This window comes from Pseudomonas sp. CBS (assembly GCF_024734645.1).
In the GTDB taxonomy this organism is placed as follows: Bacteria; Pseudomonadota; Gammaproteobacteria; order Pseudomonadales; family Pseudomonadaceae; genus Aquipseudomonas.
On record NZ_CP102929.1, the window covers coordinates 6,499,533 to 6,512,986 of the forward strand.

General features: G+C 60.6%; 15 protein-coding genes and 1 pseudogene. 8 read left to right on the top strand and 8 right to left on the bottom strand.

What is annotated here, in order from left to right; all coding sequences use genetic code 11:
- Positions 1-45: 45 nt before the first annotated feature.
- From NVB75_RS29690 to NVB75_RS29710, 5 genes are all read right to left on the bottom strand, one after another.
- On the bottom strand, positions 46-417 hold the full coding sequence (locus tag NVB75_RS29690) for a glutathione S-transferase N-terminal domain-containing protein (protein WP_063031984.1): 372 nt from the start codon (positions 415-417) through the stop codon (positions 46-48).
- A 103-nt stretch (positions 418-520) separates the two neighbouring features.
- Positions 521-1,066, bottom strand: coding sequence for a GTP cyclohydrolase I FolE (folE, locus tag NVB75_RS29695; protein ID WP_003204506.1), 546 nt, complete (start codon positions 1,064-1,066; stop codon positions 521-523).
- Between the two features lie 79 nt (positions 1,067-1,145).
- A complete protein-coding gene (locus tag NVB75_RS29700; protein ID WP_226477215.1) occupies positions 1,146-1,703 on the bottom strand; it encodes a Smr/MutS family protein in 558 nt (185 codons plus the stop codon).
- Positions 1,704-1,778: 75 nt separating this feature from the next.
- Positions 1,779-2,099: a hypothetical protein gene (locus tag NVB75_RS29705; protein WP_003213133.1), complete on the bottom strand. Its 321-nt coding sequence runs from the start codon at positions 2,097-2,099 to the stop codon at positions 1,779-1,781.
- A 130-nt stretch (positions 2,100-2,229) separates the two neighbouring features.
- The gene (locus NVB75_RS29710) at positions 2,230-2,820 is read right to left on the bottom strand and encodes a cysteine hydrolase family protein (RefSeq protein ID WP_008433198.1); all 591 of its coding nucleotides are present in this window, start codon (positions 2,818-2,820) and stop codon (positions 2,230-2,232) included.
- 240 nt (positions 2,821-3,060) lie between these two features.
- On the opposite strand from NVB75_RS29710, the gene prmB reads away from it, so the two are divergent.
- Complete coding sequence (gene prmB, locus NVB75_RS29715) at positions 3,061-3,969, top strand: 50S ribosomal protein L3 N(5)-glutamine methyltransferase (protein WP_258344562.1); 909 nt, start codon at positions 3,061-3,063, stop codon at positions 3,967-3,969.
- A gap of 147 nt (positions 3,970-4,116) precedes the next feature.
- Here the strand turns inward: prmB and NVB75_RS29720 are convergent, their stop codons facing one another.
- A complete protein-coding gene (locus NVB75_RS29720; protein WP_258344563.1) occupies positions 4,117-4,920 on the bottom strand; it encodes a hypothetical protein in 804 nt (267 codons plus the stop codon).
- A gap of 100 nt (positions 4,921-5,020) precedes the next feature.
- Positions 5,021-5,983 carry an alpha/beta hydrolase gene (locus tag NVB75_RS29725; protein WP_017480001.1) on the bottom strand — a complete coding sequence of 321 codons (963 nt, stop codon included), beginning with the start codon at positions 5,981-5,983 and terminating at the stop codon, positions 5,021-5,023.
- 143 nt (positions 5,984-6,126) lie between these two features.
- Between NVB75_RS29725 and aroC the strand changes: the two genes are divergently transcribed.
- The 4 genes from aroC to NVB75_RS29745 all read left to right on the top strand — a co-directional run bounded on the left by aroC (position 6,127) and on the right by NVB75_RS29745 (position 9,611).
- The gene (aroC, locus tag NVB75_RS29730; RefSeq protein WP_093200005.1) at positions 6,127-7,218 is read left to right on the top strand and encodes a chorismate synthase; all 1,092 of its coding nucleotides are present in this window, start codon (positions 6,127-6,129) and stop codon (positions 7,216-7,218) included.
- A gap of 148 nt (positions 7,219-7,366) precedes the next feature.
- Positions 7,367-8,518, top strand: coding sequence for an MFS transporter (locus tag NVB75_RS29735; protein WP_258348779.1), 1,152 nt, complete (start codon positions 7,367-7,369; stop codon positions 8,516-8,518).
- 28 nt (positions 8,519-8,546) lie between these two features.
- Positions 8,547-9,092: an acireductone dioxygenase gene (locus tag NVB75_RS29740; RefSeq protein ID WP_258344565.1), complete on the top strand. Its 546-nt coding sequence runs from the start codon at positions 8,547-8,549 to the stop codon at positions 9,090-9,092.
- 234 nt (positions 9,093-9,326) lie between these two features.
- Positions 9,327-9,611 (top strand): response regulator transcription factor, encoded by a 285-nt coding sequence (locus tag NVB75_RS29745; RefSeq protein ID WP_258344566.1) that lies wholly within the window; start codon positions 9,327-9,329, stop codon positions 9,609-9,611.
- A gap of 54 nt (positions 9,612-9,665) precedes the next feature.
- Here the strand turns inward: NVB75_RS29745 and NVB75_RS29750 are convergent, their stop codons facing one another.
- On the bottom strand, positions 9,666-9,944 hold the full coding sequence (locus NVB75_RS29750) for a DUF3509 domain-containing protein (RefSeq protein ID WP_003216777.1): 279 nt from the start codon (positions 9,942-9,944) through the stop codon (positions 9,666-9,668).
- A gap of 397 nt (positions 9,945-10,341) precedes the next feature.
- Here NVB75_RS29750 and NVB75_RS29755 point away from each other — a divergent pair.
- The 3 genes and pseudogenes from NVB75_RS29755 to NVB75_RS29765 all read left to right on the top strand — a co-directional run bounded on the left by NVB75_RS29755 (position 10,342) and on the right by NVB75_RS29765 (position 13,398).
- A pseudogene (locus NVB75_RS29755) lies at positions 10,342-12,214 on the top strand (long-chain-acyl-CoA synthetase).
- 96 nt (positions 12,215-12,310) lie between these two features.
- Positions 12,311-12,826, top strand: a complete 516-nt coding sequence (locus NVB75_RS29760) for an ankyrin repeat domain-containing protein (RefSeq protein WP_010176046.1) — start codon at positions 12,311-12,313, stop codon at positions 12,824-12,826.
- A 41-nt stretch (positions 12,827-12,867) separates the two neighbouring features.
- Positions 12,868-13,398 (top strand): hypothetical protein, encoded by a 531-nt coding sequence (locus NVB75_RS29765; protein WP_258344567.1) that lies wholly within the window; start codon positions 12,868-12,870, stop codon positions 13,396-13,398.
- The last annotated feature ends 56 nt before the right edge of the window (positions 13,399-13,454 follow it).

Below are 13,454 nucleotides of genomic sequence, written 5' to 3' on the forward strand. Positions count from 1 at the left end.
CCTTCGCGAGCAAGCTCGCTCCTACAGGGGAAGCGTGGCCGGGCTTCAGACCGCCGCAAACCGCTTGTCCAGGTAATCGATGATCACCTTGGAGTCGTACATCCAGGTGGTCTGGCCGTTCTCTTCAATGCGCAGGCATGGCACCTTGATCTTGCCGCCTTGCTCCAGCAAGGTCTGGCGATCCTGTTCGTTGTTCTTCGCGTCCTTCAAGGCCACCGGCACGTTCAGGCGGTGCAGGGTGCGGCGGGTCTTCACGCAGAACGGGCAGGCGTGGAATTGATACAGGGTCAGGTCCTTGGCCGCTGCGTTCACCTGCGCCTGTTGTTCGGCAGGGCGCTGCTTTTTGCGCGGACGGGTCAGGAAGTCGCCGGCGATGATGACGTGGCCGAGGCCCACTCGAAGTGCTTTGACGAACATGGCTGAAACCTCTTGCCCTAGACTTAAGGGGCCGCAGCTTACCTGATTTTTCACAGGCGAAAAAAAACCGGCGATGAACGCCGGTTTTTCCAGGTGCTGCGTATTACTTGATCAGGCTGAGAAACTCGCTGCGGGTCGCCGCGTTTTCGCGGAACTCACCCAGCATCACCGACGTGATCATCGACGAATTCTGCTTCTCCACACCGCGCATCATCATGCACATGTGCTTGGCCTCGATCACCACTGCAACGCCGAGGGCGCCGGTGACCTGCTGGACCGCATCGGCGATCTGGCGGCTGAGGTTTTCCTGGATCTGCAGGCGGCGGGCATACATATCGACGATACGCGCGACCTTCGACAGGCCCAGCACTTTGCCGCTCGGGATATACGCGACGTGAGCCTTGCCGATAAACGGCAGCAGGTGGTGTTCGCACAGCGAGTACAACTCGATGTCCTTGACCAGCACCATTTCGCTGTTGTCAGAGCTGAACAAGGCACCGTTGGTGACTTCTTCGAGGGTCTGTTCATAACCGCGGCAGAGATACTGCATGGCCTTGGCGGCACGTTTTGGCGTGTCGAGCAGGCCCTCGCGGGAAACGTCCTCGCCGAGTTGGCCGAGAATCGCGGTGTAATTCTGTTCCAGGGACATGAAACTACCTAGTGGGATTTTCGCAAAGGGCAAGGGTACGGCGGCCAACACATCGCTGCAAGCCTGACGATGGCACTTGTTACTCGTCGCGGCCTTCCATCATGGTGCGCTTGAGCATCACATACACCGCGCCAGCGCCGCCGTGACGTGGCTGGCATGAGGTAAAACCCAGCACCTGGGAGTGCTGGCGCAACCAGGTGTTGACGTGGCTTTTGATCATCGGCCGCTTGCCGTCCAGGCGCACGGCCTTGCCGTGGGTGACGCGCACGCAGCGGATTTCGAATTGGGTGGCTTCGGCGAGGAACGCCCAGAGGGTCTCGCGGGCTTTTTCGACAGTCATGCCGTGCAGGTCGAGGCTGCCTTCGAACGGGATCTGGCCGACCTTGAGCTTGCGCATCTGGCTTTCCTGCACGCCGTCGCGGGCCCACATCAGCTCGTCTTCGGGGCCTACGTCGATAACGAACTGATCCGACAGACCGTCCACCGTGGTGGCGTCCGTGCGCACGGTCGCCGCCTGGCGCAGCTTGGCGATCTGGGCGCGGTCGGTCTTGGGTTTGCCGGTGTCGGCGCGATCATGCTTGATCGGCTTGACGCCGCGCAGTTCGTTCTTGAATAGGGAAAAATCGTCGTCTTGCATGTCAGCCTCCGCGAAGGGCGGGCAGTTTACCTAATCGCGGCGGCTTGATGCGCAACAAACGCTATCGGCATGCCATCAGTCGTGCTTTTTCATCAGGTGCGAGGCGATGTTCAGTGACAGGGGCTGGCGCATGCGCCGACGGCAACGGCGCCACAGCCAGACGCCGAACCACAGCACCAACAGGCCGATGACCAACAGTATTGCAGAACCGCCAGGGCTGGCGTTCAGTTCGCCCAAGGCCGGTGAATGTCCAACCAAACCAGCGCCGCCGGCAATTGCCAGTAGTACGCCACCTATCGCCAGCAGCGCGGCAAAGCCGGCGCCGATGCGCAGACGCCAGTTGCTCGGGCCCTTGGGGCGCAAGCGACGTGCATCAAAACCATCGGATATCTTCATTCCGACCTTTCCTCCAGGGTATCGGCCCTTCGACCGGAAGATACACAGGTTGTTCCGGGTACAGAGGCAATTGCAGCAAATGACAGGTATTTGCGGATGAGCGGGCGGCTACCCGCTCATCTGAGGTCGATCAGATCAGATCTTTGGTCAAGGCGAGGGTGGCGAAGTTGTCGGCCATGATGGCCATTTCAGTCTGCTGCACATGGTCGGCGCTGAGGATGCCGCCCTTGTACGGCAGGTCGCGGGTGGCGCAGGCGTCTTCTACCAGGGTGCAGCGAAAGCCCAGGTTCTTGGCCGCGCGCACGGTGGTGCTGACGCTGGAGTGGCTCATGAAGCCGCAGACGATCAGGTCCAGGGAACCGAGGTCTTGCAGGTGCTTCTCCAGGCCAGTGCCGTGGAAGGCGCTGGGCAGCAGCTTGCCGATGATGGTCTCGTCGGCCTGGGGCTCGAGGCCTGGAATGAATTCACCGCGCTCGCCCTGGGGATCAAACAGCCCGCCGACTGTGCCCAGGTGGCGCACATGCACGATGGGGCGTCCGGCGTTGCGCGCGGCAGCGGCCAGTTGCTTGATATTTTCCACAGCCGCGTCCATGCCCGAGAGGGCGAGGGGACCGCTGAGGTATTCCTTCTGGGCGTCGATGATCACGAGGGTCGCATGGTTCAGGTTCGCCGCTGCGTAACCACGACCGCTGAGTTGAAACATCGTCTTTGGAACGGACATTCTGGGGCTCCTGTGAGTGGGGCTTTTGTGACATTGTCCTCTGGCTGAGCGCTTCTGTGAATCGCTACCATCGTAAGGTACGCCGTTGTTGGCGTGCAGCGATGTCAATAGGTCACTACGTTTAGGCAAAAACCGCGTTTAAGATGAAATCCGACGTGCGGCAAAGGGTTTTTTCGTACATCGTCGGTACAGCTTAAGGCTGTTAGAATCGCCGGTCGTTTTTTCCAGGAGCTTGCCCCCGTGATCACTTCTCGCCTGCGCACCTTGCGCGACCACATCCGATGGGCCGTCAGCCGTTTCCATGGAGAAGACCTGTTTTTTGGCCATGGCACCGACAACGCCTGGGACGAAGCCCGGCAACTGGTGCTCGGTGCCCTGCATCTGCCGTGGGAAATTGCCGACAGCTACCTGGATTGCAACCTGGAAGAAGAGGAAATCTCCCACGTGCAACGCCTGTTGCACCGCCGTATCCACGAGCGCGTGCCTACTGCGTACCTGTTGAAGGAAGCCTGGTTCTGCGGCATGTCGTTTATCGTTGATGAGCGTGTGCTGATTCCACGTTCACCGATTGGCGAACTGATCGAAAACCGCTTCGAACCGTGGCTTGGCGCGCCGCCAGCACGCATTCTGGACCTGTGCACCGGTTCCGGTTGCATCGGTATTGCCTGCGCCTACGAGTTTCAGGACGCCGAAGTAGTGCTGGGTGACCTGTCCTTTGAAGCCTTGGAAGTGGCCAACCAGAACATCGAGCGCCATGGCGTCGACGAGCGCGTCTACACCGTTCAGGGCGATGGCTTTGATGGTTTGCCGGGCCAGCGTTTTGACCTGATCGTGTCCAACCCGCCGTATGTCGATGCCGAAGACTTTGCCGACATGCCGGATGAATACCAGCATGAGCCGGAACTGGGCCTGGCTTGCGGGGATGACGGTTTGAACCTGGTTCGGCGGATGCTGGCCGAGGCGGCAGATCACTTGACCGAGAAAGGCTTGCTGATTGTCGAGGTAGGCAATAGCCAGGTTCACGTCGAGGCGCTGTACCCGGAAGTGGACTTTGCCTGGCTGGAGTTCCAGCGCGGTGGGCATGGCGTGTTCATGTTGACGGCTGAGCAGTGCCGGGCGCATCAGGCGGTGTTTGCCGCGAGGGTTTAACCGCTTCCAAGTGGGTAACGCGGTCAGTGTGGGAGCGGGCTTGCTCGCGAATGCGGTGGCTCAGTCAAGATATCCGGTGACTGACACACCGCATTCGCGAGCAAGCCCGCTCCCACATTTTGATCCGGTTTCAATTGATAAACCGGATTACCGATGTGTCGCAATCCAGATCAACAACCCCGCCTGAAACACGGTAAACGCCACCAAACACGTAATCGTAAAGCGCAACCCGCTGTCTTCGCGCTTGAACTTGGTGACCTTTTCCTCCTCCTTGCGCAACTTCACTTCCTGTTCCGCCAGGTTCTGCTCGGCCTGTTGCAGCATCTGCGCCGCTTCCAGAATCTCCACGAACTGCAGCTTCTCCGTGTTCCAGCTGTCCAGCACATTGCTGACCTTGCCCGGTTGCACGTTGCCCTTCAAATGCTGGACATCGGCATACGCCACATCAAAGCCCTGGATTCGCAGGAAGTGATCCCGGCGCAGGCGCGTGGCTTCGTTCAGTGCGTCCTTGTTGGCCAGGTCAACGCCGTCGACGCGGTAGTGCGACCACTTCTTTTTCGCCCAGGCTGCGCCCTGGGCCACCAGGAAGCGGCCGATGCCGCGGTTCGCCGGTTCGATCTCCAGGCTGTTGCCCGGGCCAAAATGCACGCGGTGGGTAGCGTGATCAACCCAGATATCCAGGTGATTCTGTTCCCGACGCACCCGCTGGCCAGGCAATTGGATGACCATGCGCAGCAGGCTGTGATCCTTGTTGTTGCGTTCGGCCCAGCCGAACTGCACAAAGCGCAGGGGCCGCACGCCGGTGGCGCGGTCGGTGGCCAAAGGGGCCAGGCGCAGCATCTTGAAATGTTCGGCCTGTACCTCCGCCCACGGTAACGCGGCCGATGCGGCGGCCTCGGTGTCAGCTGCGGCGTCGGCGGTAGGTTCGGGTGTTGCTTCGGTGTTCGTCATTCGGCGCGATCCTGTCCAAGCTCTGCGGGCCGACAGGCTTTTTGCTGTCGACCCAGGGCTTATCGGCCGTTTTACTCAGGACTGGAGGGGGAATACTCGCTTAACTGGCGCGAAGTCCGTCGATAAAGCGAACCAGGCGTGTGCCCAGTTCTGCAGCCAGCGGCAACTGTGGGTCGTTGTAGGACTCCAATTGCTGCTTAACGTCATTGGGCACGATCCGCATCACGTGGTTCATGCCCTCGATCACCGTCAGCTCGGCGTCGGGCTTGGCCTTCTGCAATTGTTGCGCATCGGCCACGCCGACCTGCAGGTCATTGGTGCCCTGGACGATCAGGGCCGGCATCTTCAGTTTGGCAAATGCTGCCGAAGGATCGGCGCGGAACAGGCTGATCAGATAAGGCTGCACGCTGGGTCGGAAGATGCCCTCAAGCGGTGTAGGCACATCGGCGTCCACCTGGCCGGCCTTGAGGTGATCGAGAATCTGGTTGCTGCGTAGTAATAGCGCGGGAGGCATGTGGTCGGCCAGTTGCTGGCGGATAACCTGGTCCACCGGGCGTGCACTGCCCGACAGGGAAATCACCCCGGCCGGATTCAACTGCGGGGCGGCGAGGGCGGCTACCAGCGCGCCTTCACTGTGGCCCAGCACAATCAACGGACCCATGCGCGGATCGGCCTTGAGCAACTTGCCCCAGGCCACGGCGTCGGACACGTAGGCGTCAAGAGTCAGGTTGCGTTCATCGGGGGTGGCGGCAAGGCTGGCGGCTACACCGCGCTTGTCGTAGCGCACGCTGGCGATGTTGTGCCTGGCCAGCACCCAGGCCAGGCGCTTGAGGCTGTCGTTGCGTGCGCCGTCGGCGCTGTTGCCGTTGCGGTCGGTGGGCCCGGAGCCGGCGATGATCAGCACCACCGGCACTGGCTTGTCGGATTTGGGTAACAACAACGAGCCAAACAACTCGCCACTGCCGGTGTCCAGGCTGATAGGCCGTTGCAGCACGACAGGGGAGGCGGCGAAGCCAAGGCTGGAAAACAGGGTGAGGGTCAAAAGCAGAACTCGCAGCATCATCGCGCCATCATGAGGAAGGTGCCGGTTGGACCAACGTCTACCGGTAAGGTTTCGAGGATGAACTAGTCGGTTAGCCTGCGTATACTGGCCGCCTTAAGTTATTACGGTTGACTTGATTCAACTGATTTCACGGAGCGCCCTGCATGTCCGGCAATACCTACGGCAAGCTGTTCACTGTTACCACCGCGGGCGAAAGCCATGGCCCGGCGTTGGTCGCCATTGTCGACGGCTGCCCACCGGGCCTCGAGTTGTCTCTGGAAGACCTGCAGCGTGACCTCGACCGCCGCAAGCCCGGTACCAGCCGCCATACCACCCAGCGCCAGGAAGCCGACGAAGTCGAAATCCTCTCCGGCGTGTTCGAAGGCCGCACCACCGGCTGTGCCATTGGCCTGCTGATCCGCAACACCGACCAGAAGTCCAAGGACTACTCGGCGATCAAAGACCTGTTCCGCCCGGCCCACGCCGACTACACCTACCACCACAAATACGGCGAGCGCGACTACCGTGGCGGTGGCCGCAGTTCGGCGCGGGAAACCGCGATGCGCGTGGCGGCCGGGGCGATCGCGAAGAAATTCCTGGCGACCCAGGGCATCGTGATCCGCGGCTACATGAGCCAGCTGGGCCCGATCGAAATCCCGTTCAAGACCTGGGACAGCGTCGAAGACAACGCTTTCTTCTGCCCAGACCCGGACAAAGTGCCGGAGCTGGAAGCCTATATGGACCAGTTGCGCCGTGACCAGGATTCCGTCGGCGCCAAGATCACCGTGGTCGCCGAAGGCGTGATGCCGGGCCTGGGCGAGCCGATTTTCGACCGCCTCGACGCCGAGCTGGCCCATGCGCTGATGAGCATCAACGCGGTCAAGGGCGTGGAAATCGGCGCCGGGTTCGATTGTGTGGCCCAGCGTGGCACCGAGCACCGTGACGAGATGACCCCGGAAGGTTTCCTCAGCAACAACGCCGGCGGCATTCTCGGCGGCATCTCCTCCGGCCAGCCGATTGTTGCGCACCTGGCCCTCAAGCCGACGTCCAGCATCACCACGCCGGGCCGCTCGATTGATGTGCACGGCAACCCGGTGGACGTGATCACCAAGGGTCGTCACGACCCGTGCGTCGGCATCCGTGCCACGCCGATTGCCGAAGCGATGATGGCGATTGTGTTGATGGACCACCTGCTGCGTCATCGTGGGCAAAACGCCGACGTAAAAGTCAGTACTCCGGTATTGGGCCAGCTGTGACCGTGTGTGGCGAGCGAGCTTGCTCGCGCTGGGCTGCGCAGCGGCCCCAAAGCCTGCAACCCGGTAGGACCTGGAGAACTGCGGCGCTTCTAGTGGGGGCGCTTCGCGCCCTAGCGCGAGCAGGCTCGCTCGCCACAAGTCACTTATGCTGACGCAAGGCCTTCCATACTGGCGACTCTCCAGCTTCTACCTGTTCTATTTCGCCCTGCTGGGGGCGACGGCGCCGTTCCTCGCGCTGTACTTCGATCACCTGGGGTTCTCCAGCGCACGCATTGGCGAGCTGGTGGCCATCCCCATGTTGATGCGCTGCGTGGCCCCCAACCTGTGGGGCTGGCTGGGGGATTACACCGGCCGGCGCCTGGCCATCGTGCGCTTTGGCGCGGTGTGCACCCTGGTGAGTTTCTCGCTGATCTTTGTCAGCAAGACCTACGCCTGGCTGGCGCTGGTCATGGCCTTGCACGCGTTCTTCTGGCATGCGGTGCTGCCGCAGTTTGAAGTCATCACCCTCGCGCACCTGCAAGGCCAGACCTCGCGCTACAGCCAGGTACGGTTGTGGGGCTCCATCGGTTTTATCCTCACCGTGGTGATCATGGGCCGCCTGTTCGACTGGCTGAGCCTGGACATCTACCCGGTGGTGATCGTGGTGATCATGGCCGGCATCATCGGCGCGAGTCTCTGGGTGCCGAATGCGCAGCCGCCGGCCCAGGGCAACCGCCTGGCCGGTGACGGCTTTTTGCGGCAACTGCGCAGCCCCGGCGTCCTCGCGTTTTATGCCTGCGTGGCGCTGATGCAAATGAGCCACGGCCCGTACTACACCTTCCTCACCCTGCACCTTGAACACCTCGGTTACAGCCGAGGCGTGATCGGCATGTTGTGGGCGCTGGGCGTGGTGGCGGAAGTCTTGATGTTCCTGGCCATGAGCCGGATTCTCTCGCGCTTTTCGGTACGCCGGGTGCTGATGGCGAGTTTCCTGCTGGCGGCGCTGCGCTGGTTGCTGCTGGGCTCGTTCGCCGAATTCTTCTGGGTGCTGTTGTTGGCGCAGGTGATGCACGCGGCGACCTTTGGCAGTTTTCACGCGGCGGCCATCCAGTTCGTGCAACGCAGCTTTGGTGCTCGCCAGCAAGGGCAGGGCCAGGCACTGTATGCGGCACTGGCCGGTACCGGCGGTGCGCTGGGCGCACTCTATTCAGGTTATAGCTGGAACCTGCTGGGGCCGACCCTGACCTTCAGCATTGCCAGCGTTGCGGCCCTGGCCGCCGCCCTAATCATTGGCATTCGATTGCAAGAGGAGCGGCCATGAGCGGCTCCCGTGACAGAGGAAGAGTTTGATGAGCTATCTCGCGGTTTACCACGTCTCCACCCCCGACACCCCGAACAAGGTCCTGACTCACCAGGACGATATTGCCTCGACCCTGGCCGAGCTGGGCGTGGGGTTTGACCGCTGGCAGGCCGCTACCCGGCTTGAGGCGGACGCCAGCGAGGTTGAGATCATCGCGGCCTATCAAGCGCCCATCGACACGCTGATGACCGAGCGCGGCTACACCACCGTTGATGTGATCCGCGTCAGCAACGATCACCCGCAAAAAGCCGAATTGCGCGCCGAGCGGCTGGACGAACACCGCATGGCCCAAGACCACGTACGCTTCTTCGTCGCGGGCCGTGGGCTGTTTACCTTGCACATCGAAGACTATGTGTACGCGGTGTTCTGCGAGAAAAACGACCTGATCTCGGTGCCTGCCGGCATCAAACACTGGTTTGACATGGGCGAGACCCCGCACTTTGTAGCGATACGCCTGTTCAGTGATCCTGAAGGGTTGGCGGTCAACCTGACCGGCGACGCGATCGCCGAGGGCTTTCCCCGGCTTGAGGACTAAGTGCGCCCGCCAATGCCTCCTGAATAGGGGGCATTTTTTTAGTTCAATTCCTGCAGATTGGAAATCACTGTAGGAACAAACTTTAAAGTTTGTGGGCAACAGCTGTTTATCCCTGGCCTTACTTAATATTTCCTCTCTTTGTGTAACTCTCTCTAGTCGAAATATTTACTCGCCTGTCAATAGGAGGAATCCGACTTCGGGCGTTACACGACCTATATGAAGAGAGAGGCCTGCATGAGCGGTACAGAGCCACAGGAGCAACCGTCCACGCACACTGATAACGCGCCGGTTGCCAGCCGCAAGACGCGTGCGATGTTGTCGGGTAAGCCCCTGACCCCAAAGGAACGGGAAATCCTGCATTGGGCGGTCGAGGGCAAGACGGTGTGGGAAATCAGCAGGATTCGCTCAATCTCACAGGCCACGGTGAAGTTTCACCTGCGCAACATCTACGGCAAGTTGCAGGTGACTAACCGCGTCCAGGCGGTCAATGAGGCGGTGAAGCAGGGATTGTGCAAATAAAAAAAGGCCGTGGTGCGCAACGGCACCACGACCTGTTCAAGTCCTGCATGTCAATCAAGCCGAATGGTAAGTCGGCAGGGCAAAGCGGTTCTGGCTCTGCAGCATCGAAATCTGTGGCAGGTCGCTGGCTTGTTCAGCCAGGTCGCGGCGAATGGCGCTGATGACCCACGTCAGTTGGTCGGCCGTGTGCAGTTGCTGATAAGAGATCGAACGTTTGATCTGCTTGCCTTCGCTGTTACGCAAGGTCAGCAGGATGCCGCCATCAGGACGGGCCTGGGTGGTGACGTCGAAATTGGAGAACACAGAAGAAAATTTATCTTGGATCAGGCTCATATCTATCAGCTCCGTTTGCTCATGTTTTGCAGCGTGGAGTGATAGGTGCAGTGATTGTGCCAGTATTGAGCGTCTTAAAAAAACGTTATAAATCAGCGACTTATAAATTTTTTAGATTTTCAGTTTCGTGCAATTTGCATGAATGGCCATCGTGCATCCTGCATTTTGCGGGGTTTTGCCAAGTGTTTCGCCGCGAGTGGGCGAGGCAGGTCTTCCATAGTGACCGCATTACCGGCCGGTAAATTCCTTTTCCTTTTGGGATACAAAACTTTTCAAATCCTGCGTGTACAGCCGAAGAATGGCTGGCGTATTTTCCTGCAAGGCATTCGGCGCCGGTCTTACGGTGCGAAGGGTGCCTGAAGGTCATACGAACAATAAGAAAAAGGACGTTCCCGCCATGAGCCACCCGCCGAGTGACATGATCACCTGGGGAAAGATGCTGCGTAAGGTGCCCACCATTGTGCGTGCCCTGCCGCGCCTGGTCCGCGGCATGCGCGCCGCCAACGTCACAGACCCTGCGCAACCGTGCGGCTGGGTGGGGCGCCGCCAACGTCACAGACCCTGCGCAACCGTGCGGCCTGGGTTGGACGTTCGAACAAGCCACTCAACGCAACCCCGATGGCGCCGCGCTGCTGTATGGCGACAGCGTGCTCAGTTACCGCCAGGCCAACCAGCAAGCCAACCGCATGGCCCATTACCTGCAACAGCAGGGCATCGGCAAGGGCGACGTGGTGGCCTTGTTTATCGAGAACCGCCCCGAGTTGTTGCTCAGCGTGCTGGCCGTGGCCAAGGTGGGCGGCATTTGCGCGATGCTCAATACCTCCCAAACCCAGTCCGCGCTGGTACACAGCCTGAACCTGGTGACGCCGGTGGCGATTGTCGTGGGGGCCGAGTTGGCAGGGGCCTACGAGGCCGTGCGCAGCCAGGTGACAATTGCGGCCGATAGAAGCTGGTTTATCGCCGATCAGCAGCACACCCACATGCCGCCGAATTACATAGACCTGATGGCGGCCAGCGCCGATTGCCCGGTGGAAAACCCCGCCAGCACCCAGCAGATCTACTTCAACGACCCTTGCTTCTATATCTACACCTCCGGCACCACCGGCTTACCCAAGGCCGGTATTTTCAAGCACGGCCGCTGGATGAGGACCTCGGCCAGTTTCGGCACCATCGCCCTGGATATGGGCCCTGAAGATGTCGTCTATTGCACCTTGCCGCTGTATCACGCCACCGGGTTGTGCGTGTGCTGGGGTTCGGCAATTGCCGGGGCGTCGGGGTTTGCGATTCGCCGCAAGTTCAGCGCCAGCCAGTTCTGGGACGATGCGCGCCGGTTCAACGCGACCACCCTCGGTTACGTCGGCGAACTGTGCCGCTACCTGATCGACCAGCCCGTCAGCGAGCAGGACCGGGAGCACCGGGTGACGAAGATGATCGGCAACGGCTTGCGCCCTGGCGTCTGGGCTGAATTCAAGCAGCGCTTTGGCGTCGATCACATCTGCGAGCTGTACGCCGCCAGTGACGGCAATATCGGCTTCACCAACGTGCTGAATTTCGACAACACCATCGGCTTTTCCCTGATGCACTGGGCACTGGTGGACTACGCCCATGACAGCTGTGAGCCGATTCGCGGCACTGATGGTTTCATGCGCGAAGTGCCCAAGGGCGGTCAGGGCCTGCTATTGGCCCGGATTGATGACAAGGCACCGTTCGACGGCTACACCGACCCCGAGAAAAATCGCAAGGTGGTGCTCAGCGATGTGTTCGAGAAGGGCGACCGCTATTTCAACACCGGCGACCTGTTGCGCAACATCGGCTTCGGTCATGCCCAATTCGTTGACCGGCTGGGAGACACCTATCGCTGGAAAGGTGAAAACGTCTCCACCACCGAAGTCGAAAACATCTTCCTGCAGCACCCGCAGATCTCCGAGGTGGTGGCCTACGGGGTTGAGATTGAAAACACCAATGGCCGCGCCGGCATGGCCGCCATCACACCCGCCGAATCCCTGGCCTCCCTGGACATGCGCGAGCTGCTGACGTTTGCCCATGGGCAACTGCCCACGTATGCGGTGCCGTTGTTCCTGCGGATCAAAGTGAAGATGGAAACCACCGGCACCTTCAAATACCAGAAGGTGAAACTCAAGGAGGAGGCGTTCGACCCGGAAAAGGCCGGCGATGATCCGATCTTCGCCTGGCTGCCGGGATCGGACAGCTACGTGCCGGTCACGGGCCAACTGCTGGCGGAAATCCGGGCGGGCAAGTTCCGTTATTGATTCTGCCTATCGCCGCTTTTGGGAAAAAAGGCATGACAGTGGGGAACTCCATCGCGAGACTGGGCGCCTTATGAAACACCAGACAAGGAGCCCCACATGTCAGACCAAGCCAAACAAATGACCGAAGACGAAGCCGCCGAATTTGCCGAGCAAGTGTTCGATGTAGCGCGCAAGGGCGATGCCGCGATGCTGGCTGCGCTGCTGGCCAAGGGCTTGCCGCCAAACCTGCGTAACCACAACGGCGATACGCTGTTGATGCTGTCTGCCTACCACGGCCATGTAGACGCGGTGAAAGTGCTGCTGGAATTCAAGGCCGATCCCCAGATTGCCAATGACAAGAACCAACTGCCGATTGCCGGCGCGGCGTTCAAGGGCAACCTGCCGGTGGTCAAGGCGTTGATCGAAGGCGGTGCGTTGGTGGAAGGCGCCTCTTCTGATGGTCGTACCGCGTTGATGATGGCGGCGATGTTCAACCGTACCGAGATGGTGGATTACCTGATCAGCCAGGGCGCCAACCCCAAGGCCACCGACGCCCAGGGCGTGACCGCGCTGGCCGCCGCGCAGACCATGGGCGCAGTGGATACGGCGGCGCAGTTGCAAAAACTGGTGTAGGCTTTGCGCCCTCAAAATCAGCCCCGCCACAGGACCACCCCATGAAAACCGCACTCGTCGAACTCATCAGTAAAATCAGCTCCGGCTGCATGAGCGAACCCGAGATTGCCAAGGTGGCGGACGAAGCGGCCCAGGCCTACGCCGATCCTGAAGCCTTCCTGGCCGCCAACCCCGACATCAACTACGACGACACTTTCCCGATTCCCCTGGGCGAGTGGATCGTTGTCGGCAGCCTGCCCGACACCGTGCTGTTCCAGGCCGACACCTACCTGGATCTGTTCGCCCAGATCGTCGCCTCGTTCGGCCCGGGCGTGGCGTTCAACCTCAAGCCCAAGCAACTGGCCAAAACCGAAGCCCTGACCGCGCTGAACCGCATCCAGATCCAGATGAGCGCGCTTAATCCGGAAAACGGCGGCTACGTGCTGGTCAACTTTAGCCAGTTGCTGGACGACGACATCCAGGCGGTGCTGGTCTACGGCAATGACGTGCCACGGGTGCTGGAGTTGTGTGCCGAAGTCGGGATCAAGGGCGAACCGTCCCTGGAAGCCCTGCGGGTTGCGGTACACGTCTGAAATAAAACGGAACCCCTGGCCACGGCTGACTATCCTAAGCAGGCAAGCCCTCACTT

Excerpts from the sequence above, each read along its gene's own strand:
- NVB75_RS29725 (WP_017480001.1), bottom strand. The coding sequence starts at position 5,983 with ATGATGCTGCGAGTTCTGCTTTTGACCCTCACCCTGTTTTCCAGCCTT.
- NVB75_RS29710 (WP_008433198.1), bottom strand. The coding sequence starts at position 2,820 with ATGTCCGTTCCAAAGACGATGTTTCAACTCAGCGGTCGTGGTTACGCA.
- aroC (WP_093200005.1), top strand. The coding sequence starts at position 6,127 with ATGTCCGGCAATACCTACGGCAAGCTGTTCACTGTTACCACCGCGGGC.
- NVB75_RS29740 (WP_258344565.1), top strand. The coding sequence starts at position 8,547 with ATGAGCTATCTCGCGGTTTACCACGTCTCCACCCCCGACACCCCGAAC.
- folE (WP_003204506.1), bottom strand. The coding sequence starts at position 1,066 with ATGTCCCTGGAACAGAATTACACCGCGATTCTCGGCCAACTCGGCGAG.
- NVB75_RS29700 (WP_226477215.1), bottom strand. The coding sequence starts at position 1,703 with ATGCAAGACGACGATTTTTCCCTATTCAAGAACGAACTGCGCGGCGTC.
- NVB75_RS29760 (WP_010176046.1), top strand. The coding sequence starts at position 12,311 with ATGTCAGACCAAGCCAAACAAATGACCGAAGACGAAGCCGCCGAATTT.
- NVB75_RS29705 (WP_003213133.1), bottom strand. The coding sequence starts at position 2,099 with ATGAAGATATCCGATGGTTTTGATGCACGTCGCTTGCGCCCCAAGGGC.
- NVB75_RS29750 (WP_003216777.1), bottom strand. The coding sequence starts at position 9,944 with ATGAGCCTGATCCAAGATAAATTTTCTTCTGTGTTCTCCAATTTCGAC.
- NVB75_RS29765 (WP_258344567.1), top strand. The coding sequence starts at position 12,868 with ATGAAAACCGCACTCGTCGAACTCATCAGTAAAATCAGCTCCGGCTGC.
- NVB75_RS29745 (WP_258344566.1), top strand. The coding sequence starts at position 9,327 with ATGAGCGGTACAGAGCCACAGGAGCAACCGTCCACGCACACTGATAAC.
- NVB75_RS29720 (WP_258344563.1), bottom strand. The coding sequence starts at position 4,920 with ATGACGAACACCGAAGCAACACCCGAACCTACCGCCGACGCCGCAGCT.
- NVB75_RS29690 (WP_063031984.1), bottom strand. The coding sequence starts at position 417 with ATGTTCGTCAAAGCACTTCGAGTGGGCCTCGGCCACGTCATCATCGCC.